General features: G+C 71.8%; 15 protein-coding genes and 2 pseudogenes. 14 read left to right on the top strand and 3 right to left on the bottom strand.

Annotation, left to right across the window (positions count from 1 at the left end; genetic code table 11):
• Positions 1 to 42: 42 nt before the first annotated feature.
• Positions 43 to 225: a hypothetical protein gene (locus OG875_RS29895; protein ID WP_330177353.1), complete on the bottom strand. Its 183-nt coding sequence runs from the start codon at positions 223 to 225 to the stop codon at positions 43 to 45.
• Positions 226 to 353: 128 nt separating this feature from the next.
• Positions 354 to 1,433: a fatty acid desaturase family protein gene (locus OG875_RS29890; protein WP_330177352.1), complete on the bottom strand. Its 1,080-nt coding sequence runs from the start codon at positions 1,431 to 1,433 to the stop codon at positions 354 to 356.
• A 329-nt stretch (positions 1,434 to 1,762) separates the two neighbouring features.
• Here OG875_RS29890 and OG875_RS29885 point away from each other — a divergent pair, with 329 nt between their 5' ends.
• The 9 genes from OG875_RS29885 to OG875_RS29845 all read left to right on the top strand — a co-directional run bounded on the left by OG875_RS29885 (position 1,763) and on the right by OG875_RS29845 (position 15,273).
• Positions 1,763 to 4,903 (top strand): DEAD/DEAH box helicase, encoded by a 3,141-nt coding sequence (locus OG875_RS29885; RefSeq protein WP_330177351.1) that lies wholly within the window; start codon positions 1,763 to 1,765, stop codon positions 4,901 to 4,903.
• Entirely contained in the window at positions 4,900 to 6,222 is a 1,323-nt protein-coding gene (locus OG875_RS29880; protein ID WP_330177350.1) for an SWF or SNF family helicase, read from the top strand. The genes OG875_RS29885 and OG875_RS29880 overlap by 4 nt, the downstream gene beginning before the upstream one ends.
• A gap of 171 nt (positions 6,223 to 6,393) precedes the next feature.
• On the top strand, positions 6,394 to 7,647 hold the full coding sequence (locus OG875_RS29875; RefSeq protein WP_330177349.1) for a GAF domain-containing protein: 1,254 nt from the start codon (positions 6,394 to 6,396) through the stop codon (positions 7,645 to 7,647).
• Positions 7,648 to 7,750: 103 nt separating this feature from the next.
• Complete coding sequence (gene exaC, locus OG875_RS29870) at positions 7,751 to 9,274, top strand: acetaldehyde dehydrogenase ExaC (RefSeq protein WP_330177348.1); 1,524 nt, start codon at positions 7,751 to 7,753, stop codon at positions 9,272 to 9,274.
• A 274-nt stretch (positions 9,275 to 9,548) separates the two neighbouring features.
• Positions 9,549 to 9,746, top strand: a complete 198-nt coding sequence (locus OG875_RS29865; protein ID WP_330177347.1) for a hypothetical protein — start codon at positions 9,549 to 9,551, stop codon at positions 9,744 to 9,746.
• Between the two features lie 95 nt (positions 9,747 to 9,841).
• Positions 9,842 to 10,903 carry a CdaR family transcriptional regulator gene (locus OG875_RS29860; RefSeq protein ID WP_330177346.1) on the top strand — a complete coding sequence of 354 codons (1,062 nt, stop codon included), beginning with the start codon at positions 9,842 to 9,844 and terminating at the stop codon, positions 10,901 to 10,903.
• A gap of 201 nt (positions 10,904 to 11,104) precedes the next feature.
• Positions 11,105 to 12,232 carry a glycerate kinase gene (locus OG875_RS29855; protein WP_330177345.1) on the top strand — a complete coding sequence of 376 codons (1,128 nt, stop codon included), beginning with the start codon at positions 11,105 to 11,107 and terminating at the stop codon, positions 12,230 to 12,232.
• Positions 12,233 to 12,337: 105 nt separating this feature from the next.
• A complete protein-coding gene (locus OG875_RS29850) occupies positions 12,338 to 13,768 on the top strand; it encodes a GntP family permease (protein ID WP_330177344.1) in 1,431 nt (476 codons plus the stop codon).
• 686 nt (positions 13,769 to 14,454) lie between these two features.
• Positions 14,455 to 15,273 carry a MucR family transcriptional regulator gene (locus tag OG875_RS29845; protein WP_330177343.1) on the top strand — a complete coding sequence of 273 codons (819 nt, stop codon included), beginning with the start codon at positions 14,455 to 14,457 and terminating at the stop codon, positions 15,271 to 15,273.
• A 101-nt stretch (positions 15,274 to 15,374) separates the two neighbouring features.
• Here OG875_RS29845 and OG875_RS29840 read toward each other — a convergent pair.
• Positions 15,375 to 15,881 (bottom strand): annotated as a pseudogene (locus OG875_RS29840) (molybdopterin-dependent oxidoreductase); the annotation flags it as partial.
• Positions 15,882 to 16,092: 211 nt separating this feature from the next.
• On the opposite strand from OG875_RS29840, the gene OG875_RS29835 reads away from it, so the two are divergent.
• The 5 genes and pseudogenes from OG875_RS29835 to OG875_RS29815 all read left to right on the top strand — a co-directional run bounded on the left by OG875_RS29835 (position 16,093) and on the right by OG875_RS29815 (position 21,189).
• Positions 16,093 to 17,682, top strand: a complete 1,590-nt coding sequence (locus OG875_RS29835; protein ID WP_330177342.1) for an ABC transporter substrate-binding protein — start codon at positions 16,093 to 16,095, stop codon at positions 17,680 to 17,682.
• 20 nt (positions 17,683 to 17,702) lie between these two features.
• Positions 17,703 to 18,670: pseudogene (locus OG875_RS29830) on the top strand (ABC transporter permease).
• Between the two features lie 5 nt (positions 18,671 to 18,675).
• Entirely contained in the window at positions 18,676 to 19,566 is an 891-nt protein-coding gene (locus tag OG875_RS29825) for an ABC transporter permease (RefSeq protein WP_330177341.1), read from the top strand.
• 44 nt (positions 19,567 to 19,610) lie between these two features.
• On the top strand, positions 19,611 to 20,549 hold the full coding sequence (locus OG875_RS29820; protein WP_330177950.1) for an ABC transporter ATP-binding protein: 939 nt from the start codon (positions 19,611 to 19,613) through the stop codon (positions 20,547 to 20,549).
• The gene (locus tag OG875_RS29815) at positions 20,533 to 21,189 is read left to right on the top strand and encodes an ABC transporter ATP-binding protein (RefSeq protein WP_330177340.1); all 657 of its coding nucleotides are present in this window, start codon (positions 20,533 to 20,535) and stop codon (positions 21,187 to 21,189) included. The genes OG875_RS29820 and OG875_RS29815 overlap by 17 nt, the downstream gene beginning before the upstream one ends.
• Positions 21,190 to 21,769: the final 580 nt, after the last annotated feature.

Below are 21,769 nucleotides of genomic sequence, written 5' to 3'. Positions count from 1 at the left end.
GACCAGATGCTTCCCGACCGGGCCCGGCCCGCCCGGCCGGGGTCAGCGGCCGATCTCCTTGCGTGAGATCCGCCGGAGCCGGCGGCGCTGGGACGGGTCGAGCATCAGATAGGCCACGGCGGGCACGCCCAGCACCACCAGCAGCGAGAACCAGAATCCGATGAACGGGATCAGCAGCAGACCGACGGCCACTCCCCCGACAGCGATCTTCGCTCTGTTCGACATTTTCGACGCCTCCTTGCGCGGCCGAGGCCGCTCACTGCTGAATCAACGCGCGCGGGCATCCGCCAGTTCCACTATGCGTCGCCCGCGCGCGTGACGCTCCGGTGAGCGGCACTCCTTTTCCGGCGAGGTCAGGCCGCGGCCCGCAGCGGGGCGCCGACCTCGTGCAGATGGCCCAGTGCCTGCCGGTACGAGTCGACCAGTCCGGTCTCCACGTAGAGGACGTCCAGTTCCTGGCAGTGCGCGCGGACCAGCGGCTGGGCGAGCCGCAGGTGGGGGCGGGGCATGCTCGGGAAGAGGTGGTGTTCGACCTGGTAGTTCAGACCGCCCAGGAACCAGTCGGTGAAGAAGCCGCCCCGGATGTTGCGGGAGGTGAGGACCTGCCGGCGCAGATGTCCCCAGCTCGCGAACTCCTCCTCGGTGGGGATCTTCATGCCCTTGTGGTTCGGCGCGAACGCCATGCCCAGGTGGAGGCCGTACATCATCTGGTGGATCAGCAGGAAGACCACGGCCTGGCCGACGCTGAGCGTCGTGAAGAGGAGCGCGAGGTAGGCGACGACGTGGATGACGAGCAGGGAGCCTTCGAGGAGCCGTTCACGGGGCGTCTGGCGGCTGCCGGCGCGGGAGAAGACGGACCGGAAGCCGTACACCTTGAGGGCGATGCCCTCCAGGGTCGTCAGCGGGAAGAACATCGCCGCCTGGTGGCGGGTGAGCCAGCGGCGGAAGCCCGTGCGCCCGCCGGTCTGGTGCTGCGCGAAGACGAGGATGTCGGCGCCGACGTCCGGGTCCTTCTCCAGGTGGTTGGGGTTGGCGTGGTGCCGGTTGTGCTTGTCGTTCCACCAGTCCTGGCTCATTCCGAGCAGAAGATTGGCGTGGAAAAGCTGTACGAGACGGTTCCGCCCCCGGGTGGCGCATATCTGCGCGTGGCCCGCGTCGTGGGCGACGAACGACATGCGGGCGGACAGGAGCGCCAGCGGCGGAGCCAGCAGCAGGGCCCACCAGGACGCCCCGACGAGCACCAGGCCGGTCACGACGGCGACGAGCCCGAGCAGATTGACGGCGATGCCGCGGGCGTACCAGGCGGTTCGCCGTTCGAGGAGGCCCTGCTCCCTGACCGTGCGCAGCAGGGGCGCGAAATCGCTGCCGCCTGTGCGGGCGGCAGCGGAGCCGGGGAGAGTGGTCTCCGCAACTTCTGCGGGGGCCTGGGACATGTGGTCTCCGGTCTGTAGGCCGACGATCGCATGGATCGTTGAGGTGAAGATATGGGGAGGTCTGTAGGGCCGTTCGAGTGGCGCCGCCGAAGCATGATCGCGCCGATCGGGAGAAACGTACGCGGAGTTGGCCCTCCAGGGCCATGCGGCCACCACCCCGGGACGGCGGGGGGTAATTCCCGACCGCGGGGGTGGTGCTTCCTCCACCCCCGCCGCCTCCCGCACACGGCGCATGATTCTTGTCACCGCATCGCGTCGCCCGTGACCCCCGTGTACGAGGTATCGTCGGCCCTCCTTCACTAGTCAAACTTGAGGAATGCGTCATCGCCGTGTCCCGGCCCTTCGCCGTTACGCCGTTCCCGATCGCCGAACTCGCCCGTTGCCACGCGCTCTTCCTGCCCGCCGACCCGGCCAGGGTCGGCCGGGTCGCCTTCTGGTGCCCGGACGGCACCGCTCCCCCGGGCACCAGGGCCTCGGCGGGCACCGTGCCCCCACCGGATCGCCCGGCCACCGCCGCCCGCCCGACCGACCCGGACACGACCGACCCGGACGCGACCGACCCGGCCGGTCGCGTCGAGGACCTGACCGTCGTCGGCGACGACGTACGCGCGCGTACCGTCCGCGCGCTCGTTCTGCCCGTCGGCATCGCGCTGCCCGTGCTGACCCGTGCCAGGACAACGGCCGACGCCTCCCCCGCCGTGTCGTTCTGGGCCGCCGCCGCGCTGCTCGCCCTGCAACTCGCCGCACGCGGACTGCTGTTGCCGGGGCTCTCCGCCTCCGGCCACGACGCCTGGCGGGTCGGCCCCCTCACCGCCGACGACCTGGAGCGGATCCGCGCGCTCGCCGCGTCCATGCCGCCCGCCGCGCACGCCGTACCGCTCGACAGGGCGACACCGGGTCCGGTGCTGCTCGCCGAGCCGGAACGGCTGCTGAGGCAGTTCCTCGACGCCGTCGCCGACGGCATCGTGCGCACGCCCGCCGCGCCGCTCGCCACCGGATCGCCGCTCCTCACCGCCGTCGCCCCGCGCCGAGCGCCCGAACTGCGCGACTGGGCGGCCGACGTGGCGGCCGGGCACGACGCGGGGGTACGGCTGTCACTCCGGATCGAACTGCCCGGCCTGACCGCCGCGTCGGACGACGACGCCCGTGCGTACGGCCCCTCCCGCGGACAGGACGGCCCCTCCCAAGGAGGTGACCCGCTCGACGGCGACCTCGACGGCGAAGCCGTGGGAGCCGCCCCCGCATTCCGCGCCGTCCTACAGATGCACCGCGTGGGCGATCCGGCGGTGGTCGCCGACGCGGCCCAGGTGTGGGCGGGAGAAAGCGCCACGGGCGCCTCGGGCGGGGTGTTCGGCCCACGGGCCCGGATGGACGCCCTGCTGGCCCTGCGGCGCGCCGCGCGCGCCTGGCCGCCCCTGACGCCGCTCCTGTCGGCCACGGTGCCCGACTCCGTCGACCTCGCCGACGAGGACATCACCGACCTGCTCGGGGAAGCCTCCCGCGCCCTGGCCGCCACCGGTGTCCAGGTGCACTGGCCGAAGGCGCTCGCGCGCAAGCTGACGGCGCGCGCCGTCATCGGACAGCCCGGCCACGGAAAGGACGTTCCGCCCTGGGGCGCGGGCGCCGACACGCCGGGCGAGGCCCACGACGGCAACGACGACACGCGCGGCAACGGAGCCTCCGGCAGGGACGGTTCGGGCCTGCCGTCCTTCCTGTCCGCCGACGCGCTGCTGGCCTTCGACTGGCGGTTCGCCCTGGGCGGGCGGGAGTTGACCCGTACCGAGCTGGACCGGCTCGCCGAGGCGACACGCCCCGTCGTACGGCTGCGCGACCAGTGGGTGCTCATCGACCCCGAGGAGGCCAGGCGGGCCAGGGAGAGCCGGGACCGCAAGCTCACCCCCGTCGACGCGCTCGGCGCCGTCCTCACCGGGTCCGCCGAGATCGACGGCCGCCGGGTCGAGGTCGAGGCGGCGGGCCCGCTCGCCGCGCTCCGGGACCGTCTCGCCGACCCGGAGGGCGCGGACCTGGAGATCGCGCAGCCCGCGGCCCTCACGGCCACCCTGCGCGACTACCAGCTGCGCGGCCTCAACTGGCTGCACCGGATGACCTCGCTCGGCCTCGGCGGCTGTCTCGCCGACGACATGGGGCTCGGCAAGACCGTCACCGTCATCGCGCTCCATCTGCACCGCCGGACGGACCCGTCGGCGGCCGGCCCCACGCTGGTGGTCTGCCCGGCGTCGCTGATGGGCAACTGGCAGCGCGAGATCGAACGGTTCGCACCCGGCACTCCCGTACGCCGCTTCCACGGCGTGTCGCGCGGCCTGGACGCCCTCGCGGACGGCGAGTTCGTGCTCACGACGTACGGCACGATGCGGATGGACGCGCCGAGGCTCGCGGCCGTCGGGTGGGGCCTGGTCGTCGCCGACGAGGCCCAGCACGTGAAGAACCCGTACTCCTCGACCGCGCGCCAACTGCGCACCATCAACGCCACGGCGCGTGTCGCCCTCTCCGGCACGCCGGTGGAGAACAACCTCTCCGAGCTGTGGGCGATCCTCGACTGGACCACGCCGGGGCTCCTCGGGCGGCTCACCGCCTTCCGTACCCGCTATGCGCGGGCCGTCGAGGGCGGTGACCCGGCGGCGGCGGAGCGGCTGTCCGCGCTGGTACGGCCGTTCCTGCTGCGCCGCCGCAAGTCGGACCCGGGTATCGCGCCCGAGCTGCCGCCGAAGACGGAGACCGACCGGGCGGTGTCGCTGACGACGGAGCAGACGGGGCTGTACGAGGCGGTCGTACGCGAGACCCTGGCGGCCATCTCGGGGGCGGACGGCATGGAGCGCCGCGGCCTCGTGATGACGCTGCTGACCTCGCTCAAGCAGATCTGCAACCACCCCGCGCAGTTCCTCAAGGAGGAGGACGACCCGGTCCGCGTCGCGGGGCGTTCGGGCAAGGTCGAGCTGCTCGACGAACTGCTCGACACGATCCTCGCCGAGGGGGCGAGCGTGCTCGTCTTCACGCAGTACGTGCGGATGGCGCGGCTGCTCGAACGGCATCTGGCCGCGCGGGGAGTCCCGACCCAGTTCCTGCACGGCGGCACACCGGTACCACTGCGGGACACGCTGGTGCGGCGGTTCCAGGACGGCGAGGTGCCCGTCTTCCTGCTGTCGCTGAAGGCGGCGGGCACCGGGCTCAATCTGACCCGCGCCGAACACGTCGTGCACTTCGACCGCTGGTGGAACCCGGCCGTCGAGGCGCAGGCGACGGACCGCGCGTACCGCATCGGCCAGGACCGGCCGGTGCAGGTGCACCGCATGATCACCGAGGGCACGATCGAGGACCGGATCGCGGACATGCTGGCGCGCAAGCAGCGTCTCGCGGACTCCGTCCTCGGCGCCGGGGGCGAGGCGGCCCTGACCGAACTGACCGACGACGAGCTGGCGGAGCTGGTCGAGCTGCGAGGGAGTACGCGATGACCGGGGCCGACAGTGGTGGCGACGGCCTCCCTGCGGAGGGCGACGAGCGCACCTTCGCCGCACTGCCGCCCGCACCGGGCCGCGCCTTCGCGCGGACCTGGTGGGGACAGGCGTGGCTGAAGGCCCTCGAGGGCACGGCACTCGATGCGACGCAGCTCAAGAAGGGGCGCCGGCAGGCCCGTGCCGGGGCGGTCGGCGCGGTGTCCGTACGGCCGGGCAGGATCACGGCCGTCGTGCGCGACCCGGACGGCACGGCGTGGCGCGGCGACGTGCTGTTGCAGCGGCTCGGTACGGAGGAGTGGGACCGTTTCCTGGACATGGCGGTCGAGCGCGCCGGGCACGTCGCCGCGCTGCTGGACCGCGACATGCCACCGCACCTGGTGGAGGACGCGGCGGGCGCCGGAGTGGAACTGCTGCCCGGTATCGGGGATCTGGAGCCGGAGTGCGGGTGCGGCGCCTGGGACCTCTGTCCGCACACGGCGGCGCTGTGCTATCAGGTGGCGCGTCTGCTGGACGAGGACCCGTTCGTCCTCCTCCTGATGAGGGGCCGGGGGGAGCGCCGGCTGCTGGACGAGTTGCAGGTGCGCTCGGCACGGGCCGCGCGGACGAGCCGGAGTACGGCGGGCGACGTGCCCGGGACCGGCGCGGGCGGTGCGGAGCCCGAGGGCGTACCGGCGGACGAGGTGTTCGCCGCGCGGGACATCCTCCCGCCGCTGCCGCCTCCTCCACCCCTTCCGGGGGAGCCCGGTGCGCCGCCGTCCTTCGACACGGAGGCGACGCCGCCGGCCGGGATCGATCCGGCCGCGCTCGGTCTCCTGGCCGCCGACGCGGCGGCGCGGGCGGTCCGGCTGCTGGCCGACGCGCTGTCGGCCGGGCACACGCGGCAGCCGTTGGAGACCGGGTTGACGTCCCGTCAGGACGCGGTGCGGCTGGCCGCGTCGTCCGGCGGTCCGCTGATCGCGGCGCGGCTCGCCGAGGCGACGGGCCGGCGGCGCGCGGACCTGGAACTGGCGGTGGACGCCTGGCGGTACGGTGGCCCGGCGGCGCTCGCCGTACTGGAGGAGGAGTGGCAGCCGGGACCGGAGGCGCTGGCGCGCGCCGAGGCGGAGCTGGCGGGGGCCTGGGAGGACGGCGAACGGCCGCGCCTGCGGGCGGGGGCGGGCGCCCGGTGGACGGTCGTGGGGACGGACACGCAGCTCCGCCACGACCGCGACGGGCGCTGGTGGCCGTACCGCAAGGTCCGGGGCCGCTGGGGCCCCGCCGGCCCGTCGGCGCCCGATCCGGGGTCGGCCCTGGCGAGTCTGTCGGTGGAGGACTGACGGGCCCGCCCTGAGCGGCCCTGCCCGTACGGGCGTAGGGGCAGGGCCGTCCTCCTACGGAGGCGACCGTCCGCCGGACGGCGTCTCCATCGGGTGACCGCGGCCTTGCCCGGGGGTGCACGCCGGGCGACCATGGACAGGCCGGTGCAGTAGTGGCCTCGGGAGGCCGAGTTGACCGACACGTGGGTGGCCCTGGCAGAAGGAGCCGATCCGGCGGAGCGGCGCGGGGCGCTGGGTCGCGCGTACGAGTCGTTCGCGACCGCCGGCCGGGTCGAGCGGCCCGTACGCGCCGTGGTGGCCGACTCCTGGCAGCGCTCCGCCCGCGCGCGGGTCCGCCCCGAGGGAACCGCCCGCGTCGAGCTGTCCGACGACGACCTCGGTGCCTACCGGGACGCCCATCCCCTGGCGCGTGTGATGCCGCTCTTCCGCGAGCTGATGGGCGCGTACGCGTCCGACGGCGAGCATCTGATCGCCGTGTGCGACGCGCACGGACGTCTCCTGTGGGTCGAGGGCCCCGCCGCGACCCGGGCTCGGGCGGGCGGCATGAACTTCGTTCCCGGTGCCCGCTGGTCGGAGCCCGTGGTGGGCACCAACGCCCCCGGTACCGCCCTCGCCGTCGACCGGCCCGTCCAGGTGTTCGCCGCCGAGCACTTCCTGCGCCCCGCGCACCCGTGGACCTGCGCCGCCGCGCCGCTGCACGACCCGCGTACCGGGCGGCTGCTCGGCGCCGTGGACATCACCGGCGGCGACCGGCTGGCGCACCCGCACAGCCTGGCGTTCGTGGGCGCCGTCGCCAGGGCCGCGGAGTCGCAACTCGCCCTGCTGGCACCGCCGCCGGAACCCGGCACCGTACAACTGTCCGCCCTGGGGCGCGACGAGGCCCTGCTCGTCGTGGACGGCCGCAGGACCCGGCTGAGCCGCCGCCACAGCGAGATCCTGACCGTCCTCGCGCACCGCCCGGAGGGCGTCTGCGGCGACGAACTGCTGAGGGAGCTGTACGAGGACGAGTCCGTCCCGCCCGTCACGCTGCGGGCGGAACTGTTCCGGCTGCGCGGTCTGCTCGGTCCCGACCTCCTGCGTTCGCGGCCGTACCGGCTCACCGCCGTCGTGGACACGGACTTCGACACCGTCGGCAGGCGGCTGGCGTCCGGGGCGGTCACCGGTGCCATGGGCGCGTACGCGGGACCGCTGCTGCCCTCCTCCCTGTCCCCCGCCGTCGTACGGCTGCGCCGCAGGCTCGCCGACCAGCTCCGGGCCGCGCTGATCGCCCGGGGTGATCCGGCGCTGCTGGCGGACTGGGCGTACAGCCCCTGGGCCGAGGACGACCTCGCCGTCTGGTGCGCGCTGGCCGACGCGCTTCCCGCCCGACAGCGGCCCGCCGCCCTCGCGCGCGTACGCGAACTCGACGCCTGGCAGCGGTCCTGACCCAGCGGGGCAGGGACGCAACCTGGTCGCAACGTCCCCGCTCCTAGCCTCGCGACGAGCGCCGCCCAAAGGCGGGCGGCACCCTCACCGGGAGGCCACAGAGATGACCCGATACGCAGCGCCGGGCACCGAGGGCGCGATCGTCTCGTACGAGTCCCGCTACGACCACTGGATCGGTGGCGAGTACGTCCCGCCCGCCCGGGGCCGGTACTTCGAGAACCCGAGCCCGGTCAACGGCCGCCCCTTCACCGAGGTCGCGCGCGGCACCGCCGACGACGTGGAGCGCGCGCTGGACGCGGCCCACGGAGCCGCTCCGGCCTGGGGCAGGACCTCGGCGGAGACCCGCGCGGGCATCCTCCACAAGATCGCCGACCGTATGGAGGCGCACCTGGAGGAACTGGCCGTCGCGGAGACCTGGGAGAACGGCAAACCGGTACGCGAGACCCTGGCCGCCGACATCCCGCTCGCCATCGACCACTTCCGCTACTTCGCCGGCGCGCTCCGGGCCCAGGAGGGCACGCTGAGCGAACTCGACGACGACACCGTCGCGTACCACTTCCACGAGCCGCTGGGCGTGGTCGCGCAGATCATCCCGTGGAACTTCCCGCTCCTGATGGCGACCTGGAAGCTGGCGCCCGCGCTGGCGGCGGGCAACGCCGTGGTCATCAAACCGGCCGAGCAGACCCCCGCCTCGATCCATCTCTGGATGAGCCTGGTCGCCGATCTGCTGCCGCCGGGGGTGGTGAACATCGTCAACGGTTTCGGCGCCGAGGCGGGCAAGCCGCTCGCGTCCAGCGCGCGGGTGGCGAAGGTGGCGTTCACGGGCGAGACCACCACGGGGCGGCTGATCATGCAGTACGCCTCGGAGAACATCAAACCCGTCACGCTGGAGCTGGGCGGCAAGAGCCCGAACATCTTCTTCGACGACATCTGGTCGGCCGACGACGACTTCCGTGACAAGGCGCTGGAGGGCTTCACCATGTTCGCCCTCAACCAGGGTGAGGTGTGCACGTGCCCGTCCCGCGCGCTGATCCAGCGCGGTCACTACAGCGAGTTCCTGGAGGCGGGCATCGCCCGCACCGAGGCGATCGTCCCGGGCCACCCGCTGGACACGGACACGATGATCGGTGCCCAGGCGTCCAACGACCAGCTCCAGAAGATCCTTTCGTATCTGGACATCGGCCTTCAGGAAGGCGCGAAGATCCTGACGGGCGGTCGGCGGATCGAGCACGAGGGCGAACTGTCCGGCGGCTACTACGTCGAGCCCACGATCTTCGAGGGCGACAACAGGATGCGGGTCTTCCAGGAGGAGATCTTCGGCCCGGTCCTCGCGGTGACGTCCTTCAGCGACTTCGACGACGCGATCAAGACGGCCAACGACACACTGTACGGCCTCGGCGCGGGCGTCTGGACCCGCGACATGAACACGGCGTACCGCGCGGGCCGCGCGATCCAGGCGGGCCGGGTCTGGACGAACTGCTACCACACCTACCCGGCCCACGCGGCGTTCGGCGGCTACAAGCAGTCGGGCATCGGGCGCGAGAACCACCGGATGATGCTGGAGCACTACCAGCAGACGAAGAATCTCCTGGTCTCGTACTCACCGAAGAAGCTGGGCTTCTTCTAGGCACCAAGAAGGGGCGCCTGACCTGGGCGGATGCCCGTCAGGTGCCCTGGTCCGTACACACCTGGGCCGCGAGTTGAAAGTTCCCTCACTCCCCTGTCTCCCACCGCTGTCCCAGCTCTGACCAGCGGTTGCGGGGCATTTCCGGGCCAGGATGCCCCTGACGCGGCCTCCGTGTCGTCCGTGGACTCCTCCTCCCACCGCCGCATGGAGGTCTCGATCAGGTGGTTGGCGTGGTCCCGCGCTTCCGCCAGGAACGTGGCGTGGTGCCACGGCCGTGACCGAAGCGGCGATCGTGAAAGCGGGTTCGACCCTGACCATGTCGCCCTTCGACTTCGACTCCGACTTCGACGTGATGGTCACATTGAAGGGCGGCACTCGCCGGCGGGAGGGTGACGCGGTGAAGTTCACGCTGCGCTTCCGCCACAGCGGCTCCATGGAGGCAGTCGCAACGGTGGTCCGGCCGGGAAGCTGACAGATTCCGCGACGAAACCTTGAGGGTCGGCTGACGTGGGATGTGGTGTGGGGTGACGTTCGGGGGTGATTCGGGCACGCGACTATATTCCGGGGGTGCTCTCGGAATCCGTCGCCCAGTCGATCGTCGATGATGTCGTGGCCCGTCTCGGGGTCCCGGTGAACATCATGGACGAGCGTGGGGTGATCGTCGCCAGCAGTGACCGCAGCCGGCTGGGCCGTGTGCACGAGGGGGCCGTGCGGGTGCTGCGGACGGGTGAGCCACTGTCCCTGACGGAGGAAGCGGCGCATGCGCTCGGCGGGACCCGGGCGGGGGTGAACCTTCCGCTGCGTGTGGACGGCCGGCTTGTCGGGGTCGTCGGGGTACGGGGCGCGCCGGAGTCGGTGGGGGAGATCGCGCGAGCGGTCGCCCGGCTGGCCGAACTCATGGTGATGCGCGAGACCTTCGCGGGCGAGTCCGACTGGCGCCACCAGGTGCGGCGGCAAGTGATGCTGGATCTGCTCGCGGGGCAACTGCGTGAGGAAGCCTGGGTGCAGGGGCAGCAGTTGGGCGGTTGCCGGGTCGATCCCCCGTACGCGCTGTTCGCCGTGCGGTCCTCCGCTCCGGCGCCGGAAGCCGGGCCGCGTGGATGGTACCGCGCGCTGGAGATCGACGAGGGGTCCGCGCTGATCGCCCGGGACGGAACCGGCACGGTGTGGATCGTGGTCGGTGGCATCGCGTCCGCCGCGCTGCGCGACCGGCTGACCCGGCTCAGTGACACGAACGCGGACGTACTCGACGCCGGTCCGACCAGGGGCTTCGCCGATCTGCTGGAGCAGGCGGAACGGGCAAACCTGGCGATACGGCGCCGACTCGCGGGGTCCGTACGGCTCGCCGATCTCGAACTTCCCGTGCTGCTGGCCCGACTCACCCCGGAGATCCGGAACGCGACGGCACAGCGGGTGCTGGGGCGCCTTCCGGCCGAGTACCGCCGGACCTTGGGTGTCTACTTCGCGCACAACTGCTCCGCCGCCGAGTCCGCCGAGCGGCTGAGGGTGCACCGCAACACCCTGGCGTACCGGCTGGGGCGGATCACCGAGCTGACGGGCCGGGACCCCCGGGTCTTCCAGGACGCCGTGGTGCTCCAGGCGGCGCTGTACCTCGTCGAGGACAGCTGAGGCGGGACGGCTGAGCGGGTCCTGCCCGGCCCGTGGTCGCTCGGACGCGAGTTGTGCGCCGTGCACAAAATCGGGATCGAGACCAGGGTACAAATCCGTTCACCGAACCAATGTTCGGGAATGAAAGCGTGCACCTACAGTGCCGATACGGCTCAACAAGCGCCGGGCAAAGCGAATCTCCTTCCGAAATGGTTACTTTCTGTGCGTGTTGTCCTTGCCCCCGACTCCTTCAAGGGCAGCCTGAGCGCCACCGCGGTCTGCGCCGCGATGAAGACCGGTGTCCTCCGCGCGGTGCCCGACGCCGAGGTCCTGAGCGTGCCCATGGCCGACGGCGGCGAGGGGACGCTGGACTGCGTCGGCGCAGCCACCGGAGGCCAGGAGATATCCCTCGATGTCACCGACCCCCTCGGCAGGCCGGTGACCGCCCGGTACCTGCTCGCCGCCGACGCCACCTCCGCGGTGGTCGAACTCGCCTCCGCGTCCGGTCTTACGCTGATCGATCCGACTGACCTGGCGCCCCTGCGTGCCGACACCCACGGCACGGGCCAGCTCATCGCGGACGCCATCCGCCGGGGAGCCCGTTCCGTGCTTGTCTGTGTGGGGGGCAGTGCCTCCACCGACGGGGGTACGGGACTGCTGCGCGCGCTGGGTGCCCTGTTCCTGGACGCCTCCGGGGCCGAACTCCCACCCGGCGGGGGCGCGCTGGCCGACCTGGAGCGAGTGGACTTCACCCACGTACTCCCCGAGGTCCACGCCACACGCTTCCACATCGCGTGCGACGTCACGAACCCCCTCGTCGGCGCCCGGGGAGCCGCTGCGGTCTTCGGCCCCCAGAAGGGCGCCGGCCCTGACGAGATCGCACTCCTCGACCGGGGTCTGGCCCGACTGGCGGACGTATTCGCCGGCGCCTTCGGTACCCCGGTGCACCATCTTCCCGGCGCCGGAGCGGCCGGCGGCACCTGTGGCGGCATGCTCGCCGCGCTGGACGCCACCGCCGAGCCCGGCTGTGAGCTGGTCGCCCGGAGTGTGGGACTGGCCGACGCGCTGACCGGCGCGGACCTGGTCCTCACGGGCGAGGGACGGCTCGACCGGCAGAGCGCCGACGGCAAGGTCGTCTCCCATGTCGCCCGGCTCGCCGCCGAACAGGACATCCCCGTCGTGGCCCTCGCCGGCCAGACCGTCGCACCGCTGGACGACCTGTACGCGCTGGGCCTCACCGCCGGGCTCAGCATCGCGGACGGCCCCCGCACCCTCGACGCCATGACCACCTCGGCCGCCGAACTGCTGGCCCACGCCGCGGAGCAGACGCTCCGGCTCCGCCTCGGCTGACCGCCCCGGGCACCCGCCACCCGCCCGCGCGTCCCCTCAGACTTCCCACGCTCACCGCACCCCCAGGGCACACCCGTGCCGCACCTCGCTAGGAGTTCCGTTCCCATGAGCACCGCCGGTCCCGCTCTGCTCGCCGCCCTCGCGGCAAGCATCGGGCTGATCATCCTTCTGTGCGGACGCTTCCGTCTGCACCCCTTCCTCGCCATCGTCCTGTCCACCTACGTCTTCGGACTCCTGGCGATGGGCATCGGAGCCGCCACCGGCTCCGACCGCAAGTTCGTCGACAACCTCGCCGGAACAATCGCCGAGGGCTTCGGCTCCATCCTCATCAGCATCGGCCTGGTGATCCTCTTCGGCACGATCATCGGCAAGGTCCTGGAACGGACCGGTGCGGCCGTCACCCTCGCCGAAGCCGTGCTGAAGGTCGTCGGCAAGCGGCACCCCGCCCTCGCCATGTCCCTCATGGGCTGGGTCGTCTCCGTACCGGTCTTCTGCGACTCCGGTTACGTGGTGCTCTCCCCGCTCCAGCGCTCCATCGCCCGAAAGACAGGCAAGAACCCCGTCGTCCTCGGCACCGCACTCGCCACCGGTCTCTACGCGTCCCACACCTTCGTCCCGCCCACGCCCGGACCGATCGCCGCCGCGGGCAACGTCGGCATCGGCTCCGAAGGACTGATCTGGGTCATCCTCTTCAGCATTCCCGTCTCCCTCGCGGCGGCCGGCGCCGGTCTCTTCTGGGCCCTGCGCCGCACCGGTGACCTCGAAAGCAAGCTCCCGGACGCCCAGCAGACCTTCGAGGAGTACAAGGCCCAGTTCGACCGGCTGCCCTCCATCGGCCGCGCGCTGGCACCGATCCTGGTCCCCATTGTTCTGATGGCGATCGGCTCCGTCGCGGCCTTCCCGGCCGACGGCGGCGGCACCCTCGTCGACGGGGCATTCGGCACTCTCCTCACCGATCTCGGCAGCCCGGTGAACGCCCTGCTCATCGGCGTACTGCTGGCACTCGGCCTGCTGCCGCCCAAGCGCGATGCCACGGCGCTGACCACCTGGGTCGCCGAAGGGCTGGCAGACGCCGCCCCCATCCTCGTCATCACCGGCGCCGGCGGTGCGTTCGGCGCCGTCATCAAGGGCACCCCGATCGCCGACTACATCGCCTCGCTCATCGGCGACGGCTCGGCCGTGAACGGAGTCACCGCGCTCCTGGTCCTCTTCGGACTCTCCGCGCTCCTCAAAACGGCTCAGGGCAGCACCACCGCCGCACTCATCATCACCTCCACCCTCGCGCAACCCCTCCTGCCCGCCCTCGGCCTCGACGGAAGTCTCGGCTCCATACCCATCGGCCAAGTCATGGCCGTGCTCGCCATCGGCGCCGGTGCCATGGTCGTCAGCCACGTCAACGACTCGTACTTCTGGGTCGTCTCCCAGTTCTCCGGCATGGACGTGAAGACCGCCTACCGCGCCCACACCGCCGCCACCCTGGTACAGGGCCTCACCGCGCTCGCCTTCGTCCTCGCCCTCGGCGCGGTGGTGCTGTAGAGGTGACCGAGAAGGGGCCGTCGCGTCTGCGCGGCCCCGCCCGGTCCGCCTGTCACGGAGTCTCCGCAGAACCGCGAAGAGATGATCACGGAGTCGCCCACCCGCTCACCGAGGGTGTCCGTCGGCGGGTGTCTTCCAGGGCCCAACCGCGGGCGTGCGCACCCTCTCCAGCTCATCCGTCCCTTTCGGTGGTCGATGAGACTCGTGCCACCCCAGTCGTCGGTGTGGCAGACGGCGATATTCGCCACCCGGCCTGCGGTCTGCTCCAGTTCAGGGCTCATCGCGTTCAGGAGACCCACCACGGCGCCCTGCGACCGCCAGTTGCGCCGCCTGACGATCGGTCTCACGCGTGGGTCATCGATGTCCGCACAGGGCCTCCGCAGGATGGCGCGCTGATCTCCGTCGACCGCACCGCACCCCGCTCCATTCTTATTGCGTATAGGTTGCAATTAAGATTCATGTGCAGAAAGGTCGGGCTGGTGAAGGCTCCGGTGGTGCTCGGCATTGAACCCCCGTGCGACGAGACCGGCCCGGGGCTGTCGGGCGCGCTTCAGAAGCCTCCCGTGCGGCGAGGGCGGCGGCGCCCGGCAACCGGCCCAGGGCAGCGTGCCCGCCGACCGCCTGCCCGGCCTCCTCGCCTCGCTGCACACCACCTGACCTCGGACCGAACTCGAAGAAGAACAACCGTGAGCCGATTCAACGGATCTCAGGACGTCGTACAGGGGGCCCGGCATTCCCACTACGGGCAGCTGATCCGCGATGAGGACACCGACACCGTCGTGTGCCACGTCTGCGGACGCGCCTTCCGCTCGCTCGGCGCCCATGTACGTGTCCACCGGATGACCGCAGCCGAATACCGTCAGGAGTTCGGGCTGCTGAGGACCAAGCCACTGAGCGCCAGGTCCCTTTCACAGGAGCAGTCCCGCGCCCACGTGGCGATCTACGCGGCCTCCGAGGAAGCCCGGGGTCACCTGTCGGCAGGCCAGGACATGGCCCGCTCCGGGGAACTGTCCCGCAAACGCAGGGACGCGGATCGGGGAAGGCCGGATCCGCCTCAGCTGCGACAGACCCAGCAGGACTCCCTCACGGCAGGCCGGGGCACCCGCGCCTCGGCCGCGGACGCCCGGCTGGCCACTGCCCTGCGAGCCGGCGGCTTCGGGGACCTCGGCCAAGCGCTGCACGCGCTCTACGTCACCAGCCAGCACAGCATCGATGACACCGCACGCGCCCTCTCCATCGGCCGGGGCCGAGTACGGCGACTGCTGGCCGAACACGGCATCGCGATCCGGTCCACCGGACAGAACTCCGCCGCCGGACGCCGCGCCCGAGCCCTGCTCAACGACCGGAAAGCCGCCCAACGGGTCGGCACTCCGGACATCGCGTCCTGGCTGCGCGAGCGGCGGAAGGAGGGCGCCACCTTCCGGGAGCTGGCGAAGGCGACCGGTCGCAGCATCCCCTGGGTGACGGCACGAACAGGCACTTGCGGACCGTCGCGCACCCAATAGGGCCACAACCCGCCGACCGCCTTCAACTCCTGTCTGAGCAGCGGGTGGGTGACACACCATCACTCGGGCTCGCCGGTTCAGCCGACGGTGAGGACGACGGACGGACGTCGGCTGTCGATGCGGCGCTGCGTCTTGACCGGCGCCTTGCGCGCCCAGGTGCGTTTGACCCAGTACGACTCGACGTCCGTGAACGTGGTCAGCTCGATGTCCTGAATCCACTTGCGCGCCGAAACGTATCCGTACAGTCCCGGCACGAGCATCCGCACGGGGAAGCCGTGGTTGAAGGGCGGCGGCTGCCCGTTCATGCCCACCGCCGGCATCGCTTCGCGCCCGTCCATCACGTCCTCGACCGGGGTGCCGAGCGTCATGCCGTCCACGGAGCGCGAGACGAGCCGGTCGGCAGGGCCGCCCCTGGACGACGGCCTGACACCCGCTTCCGCCGGCGGATCGGCCAGTTGTCCACCGCGCCCCCGCGCGTCGCCGACGCAAGGCCCGTCCACCTCGTTCGACAAGCACCTCAACGTGGTCTCCCGCTCGATCAGCTCACGCCGCAGCAGATCCTCGGAGGTGACGGTGACCGGGCGAGTGACACCTTTGCCGTGGATGCGCGGCCCGCAGAACCAGAGGCCGTACGACCCCTCGGAGGGCCGTGGGGCCGTGCAACCAGGGGGCGGCAGCTTCGTCACGGCCACTCCCCTCGCGGCTTTCTTGTTCGCGGGGTTCATCTCCCCTGCCCGATATCCCAGGTGTACCCGCACGCGCTTTGCTGCACATAATGTGCAACAACGAATCGGTAGCGATACGAGTGTGGAGTTCGTGATGACCCGTCGAATACGAAGTGCCGCCCTCGCGGCGGCGATGGTGACGGCGGCCGGTGCCGCCGCCTGCTCCGCGCCCAGCGACGGCAGCGAGGGCGGCGGCGCTGCCGCATCCGTCGTCATCGGGGTGGCCTCCGAGCCGGAGACGCTCAGTCCGCTGCTCGGCTACGGCAAGGACGGCAACTCCAAGCTCTTCGACGGCCTGCTCGCCCGGGACGTCGACCTGAAACTCAAGCCGGCTCTCGCGACGGCGCTTCCCGAGGTCGCCGACGACGGGCTGCGCTACACGTACACCCTTCGCAAGGGTGTGAAGTTCAGCGACGGCGAACCCCTCACCCCCGCCGATGTCGTCTTCACCTACAAGACCGTCCTGGACGCGAAGACCAACAACGCCCACCGCACCGAACTGGACGCCATCAAGGACGTCCGGGCCGACGGCGGCGACAAGGTCGTCTTCACGCTCAAGTACCCTTACGCGCCCTTCGCCGCGCGCACGGTGATGCCCGTGGTCCCCGAGCACGTCGCCGGCGGGCAGGACCCCAACACCGGTTCCTTCAACACCGAGCCGGTAGGCACCGGGCCGTACGTCCTCTCCGCCTGGAGCAAGGGCGAGAAGCTCACCTTCAAGGCCAACCCGGACCACTGGGGCGGCACGCCGCAGGTGAAGACCTTCACCACGGCGGTCGTCGCGGACGACAACGTACGCGCCACCCGGCTGCGTGCCGGCGATCTCGACGGCGCGATCCTCCCGCCCAGCCTCGCCGCCACCTTCAGGAGCGACGACGGCATGAAGACGTACGAGGCCAAGTCGTACGACTTCCGGACGGTCACCCTGCCGACCGGCAACAAGGTCACCGGTGACCGGGCGATCCGGCAGGCGCTCGACGCCGCCGTGGACCGCGAGGCGATGGTCGACAAGATTCTCGACGGCGCGGGCACACCGGCGTACGGGCCGCTGCCCGCCGACGACCCTTGGTATGCCCAGGGGATCGAGCGCCCCCAGGATCTCGACAAGGCCCAGCGGATCCTGGACGGGGCGGGCTGGAAGGCCGGCGACGGCGGCATTCGTGCCAAGGGCGGGCTGCGGGCCGCGTTCACGCTGTTCTACCCGTCGGGTGACAAGGTCCGCCAGGACCACGCGCTGGCGTACGCCTCCGACGCCAAGAAGGCCGGCATCGAGGTGACGGTGGAGAGCGGCACGTGGGAGGTCATCGAGCCGCGGATGAAGACCGACGCGGTCCTCGCCGGCAACGGCAGCACGGGCGACCCCGACTTCGGCCTGTACACACTGCTGTACTCCTCCCTCGCGAACGACGGCTTCAACAACATGGGCGGCTACCGCAACCCGGCCGTGGACGAGGCCCTGGACACCGGCCGCCGCACCCAGGACCCGGCGCAGCGCGAGGTGGCTTACGAAGGGCTCCAGCGCGAGCTGGTGACTGACCCCGGTTACACCTTCCTCACCCACATCAACCACCTCTACGTCCTCACGGACCGCTGGGAGGGCCTGACCACACAGCTCGAACCACACGAACACGGCTTCTCCAGCGGCCCGTGGTGGAACATCGAGGACTGGCAGCCCAAGAAGTGACGCCTCTGCCCTGGGGAGGAATGGCACGTCTGGCGGGACGCCGGGCCGTGTTCGCCCTCCCCGTTCTCCTCGTCGTCACCTTCGGCGTCTTCGCGATCGCCGCCGCGTCCCCCTTCGACCCCGTCAAGGCGTACGCGGGCACCGCCGCGCTCGGCGCCGACCAGGAGACCCTGGACCGGCTGCGGGACAACCTCGGCGTCGACCGGCCCTTCACCGCGCGGTGGTGGGACTGGCTGACCTCCGCCCTCGGCGGCGACCTCGGCCACTCCAGCGTGCTGCGCCAGCCCGTGACCCAGGTGATCGGCGAACGCCTCGTCTGGTCAGTGCTGTTGTGCACCGTCGCGTTCGTGGTCGCCGTGCTGGCCGGCACGGTGCTGGGGGTGCTGGCCGCCCGCCGTCCCGGATCGTGGGGGGACAGGATCGTCAGCTCGCTGGCGTACGTCCTGGAGGCGGCGCCGGTCTTCTGGGTCGCGCTGCTCGCCGTCTGGCTGTTCGCGCTCCAGTGGGACGTGCTCCCGGCAGGCGGCCTCACCGACACCGCGAGCGAGCAGGTCACCCCGGGCAGGTGACGCACCATCTGATCCTGCCCGCCGGGGTGCTGGCCCTCTCCCAACTCCCCTGGTTCGCCCTCTACGTACGGCAGGGGGTCGGCGACGCGCTGGCGGAGGATCCCGTACGAGGCGCCCGCGCCCGGGGACTGGGCGAGCGCACCGTCCTGCTCGGCCACGCCCTGCGCTCAGGGCTCCTGCCGGTCCTCACGCTGATCGGCTCCCGCGTCCCCGAACTCATCACCGGCGCCCTGCTGGTGGAAACGGTCTTCAGCTGGCCGGGCATCGCGGCGGCCACCGTCGAAGCGGCCACCGCGGTCGACTTCCCGCTGCTCGCCGCACTGACCACGCTGGCCACCGCCGCCGTCCTGGCGGGCAACCTGCTCGCCGACCTCCTCTACGGACTGTTCGACCCGAGAGTGAAACTGGGTGACATGTGACTCCCGTGACTGAGACCGAGGCCGCGCCCGCGACACGGACCGTCTGGCGTGCCGCAGGCCCGAACCGCGTCTCCACCCGCGCCCTTCGGGTACGCGCCTCGGCCGTCCTGGTGACGGTGATCGCGCTCGCCGTCCTGCTCGTTCCACCCTTCGCGCAGCTCGACCAGCAGGCCGTCGACCTGGCGGCCAAGCTTCAACCGCCCTCCTGGGCGCACCCGTTCGGCACCGACGATGTCGGCCGGGACCTGCTGCTGCGCTGCGTGTACGGGTTGCGCGTCTCGCTGCTCGTCGGCCTGGTCGCCGCGCTCACGGCGACGCTGATCGGGACCGCCGTGGGGGCCGCCGCCGGCGCCCTGGGCGGCTGGGCCGACCGGGGTCTGATGCGGGTGGTCGACGCCCTCGCCTCCGTACCGCACCTGCTGCTGGGCGTCTTCATCGTCGCGATGTTCCGGCCGGGGGTCTGGCCCGTGGTGGTGTCCGTCGCGGTCACCCACTGGCTGTCCACCGCCCGGATCGTGCGCGCCGAAGTCCTCTCCCTGCGCTCCCGGCCGTACATCGACGCGGCCGTCTCCGGCGGCGCGTCCCGGTGGCGGGTCGCCGTACGGCACCTGCTGCCCGGTGTGTTCCCGCAGGCCACCCTGGCCGCCGTGCTGATGGTGCCGCACGCCATCTGGCACGAGTCGGCCCTGTCCTTCCTCGGGCTCGGACTGCCCACCCACACCGCGAGCCTCGGCACACTCATCCAGAGCGCGCGCGGCTCGCTGCTCGCCGGCCAGTGGTGGCCGACCCTCTTCCCCGGCCTGTTCATCATTGTCCCCACCCTCGCCGTCGCCGGACTCGCCGGAGCCTGGCGCGAGCGGATCAACCCCCGCCGCCGATCGGAGCTGATGCTGTGACCGAGCGACCGCCCCAGCCGGGGGCCTTGCTGTCCGTACGGGGCATGTCGGTGCGCTTCCGCATGCCCGGCGGGCGTCACGTCGCGGCCGTCACCGACGCCGACTTCGAGGTGGCGCCCGGCGAATGCCTCGCCCTGATCGGCGAGAGCGGCTGCGGCAAGTCCGTCCTGGCCGCTGCCCTTCTCGGGCTGCTCCCCGCCAACGCGCAGACCACCGGCGCGGCCCGTCTCGGTGACCTCGACCTGCTGGCCGCCGACGAACGCACTCTCGCCCGTACCGTACGGGGCCGGCTGATCGGCCTCGTACCGCAGAGCCCAGCCGCGCACCTCACCCCCGTCCGTACCATCCGCTCCCAGACGGAGGAGACCGTCACCGCGCTGACCGGCGTCCGGGGCCGCGCGGCGGTACGTGCCGCAGCCGAGAAAGCGGCCGAACGGGCGGCTTTCCCGATGGACCATCTCGACCGCTACCCGCACGAACTCTCCGGCGGCCTCGCCCAGCGCGCCGCCACCGCCCTGGCTCTGATCGGCGGCGCGCCCCTCCTGCTCGCCGACGAACCCACCACCGGACTCGACCGCGACCTCGTCGAGCACACCATCGACGAACTCCGTCGTCACATCGACGGCGCAGGCCGGAGCCTGCTGCTGATCACCCACGACCTGCCCGCCGCCGAACGCATCGCGGACCGGGTCGCCGTCATGTACGCGGGCCGGATCGTCGAAATCACCGAAGCGGCCGACTTCTTCGGCACCCCCGGCCCCAGCCACCCCTACAGTCACGGTCTCCTCCATGCCCTGCCCGACCGCACCTTCACCCCCATCCCCGGTCTGCCCCCGGAACTCGGCGACCTGCCCGACGGCTGCGCCTTCGCCCCCCGCTGCGACCGCGCCACCGGCGCCTGCATCACCCCGCCGCCACTGACCGGCACCGCCGCCTGCCACCACCCGCGCGTACCGGAGGACGTCCGTGCTCGAACTGTGTGACATCACCGCCGGATACGACCCGGGCGCCCCCGTCGTACGCAACGCCTCCCTGACCGTCGAGCCGGGCGAATCCGTCGGGCTGCTCGGCCCCAGCGGCTGCGGCAAGTCCACTCTCGCCCGCGTCGCGGCCCTCCTGCACCAGCCCGACTCCGGCACGCTGACGCTGGACGGCGTTCCGATACGGCGCTGGCGCCACCGGGCCCCACGCGTCTCCCGCACGGCGTTCGGCGCCGTCTTCCAGCAGCCCCGGCTCTCCACCGACCCGCGGCTCCGGCTCCGGGACCTGATCGCCGAACCCCTGCGCGCCACCGGCCAACGGGACGCGGTGCCCGGACGGGTCGCGGAGCTCGCCTCGACCGTCGGCCTGACCGGGGACCTGCTGACACGGCGCCCGCACGAGGTCAGCGACGGCCAGCTCCAGCGCGCCTGCCTCGCCCGCGCCCTCGTCCTGCGCCCCCGCTGGCTCATCTGTGACGAGATGACGGCCATGCTCGACGCGTCCACCACCGCTGCCCTGGTCGCGGCGGTCGAAGAGTACCGCCGCTCCACGGGAGCCGGCCTGCTCGCCGTCGGTCACGACCGCACGCTGCTCGGCCACTGGTGCGACCGCACCCTCCACTGGGACGCGCTTCATGGATGAGCGCCTTGTGTCTATGCCCCGTTGAGCACGCCACTTCCACAAGGAGGACAACACCCCTTCCGGACCGCCGACGACCCGCCGCCGGGCGGCATTCCGCCGCGGCCGGAATCTACGTCGTCATCGCTGGAGACGGCGTTGAGGAGCACGACGGCACCTCCATGCAGTACGGCCGCGAAGTCCTGGAGAGCTGGATCGCGCCGATCAGCGAACCCTCGTCCCACGAGGCTCCTCTCCAGCTCACCGACGACAGCATCGAATGGTTCTGCCTCTCCGACGAGTACGACAACCTGGTCACCATCGTGGGTTCCGAGGAGCGAGAAACGTCTGTGGCCGCCGAACTCATTGGACGACTTGGCCCTCTTGGGGGCCGCGGGCCGCCGTGCTCCTTTGGCGGAATCGGCGACCGAGGCGCAAGGGGCGCTCATCACCAAGCGCCTCATGCGCCGGGGCACAACGGGCCCGTGCCTCGGAAAGGGTGCCCGGACTGCCGCGAGACCGGCCCGTCCCCGGATCTCTCGGATCTGATGCGAGTCGCGGGGCCCCGGGGGCGGAGTGATCCGCCGGCTCCGCGAAAGCAGCG

Origin of the sequence: Streptomyces sp. NBC_01498, from assembly GCF_036327775.1 — a bacterium.
Classification (GTDB): domain Bacteria; phylum Actinomycetota; class Actinomycetes; order Streptomycetales; family Streptomycetaceae; genus Streptomyces.
This window is presented reverse-complemented; position numbering and strand designations above follow the sequence as displayed.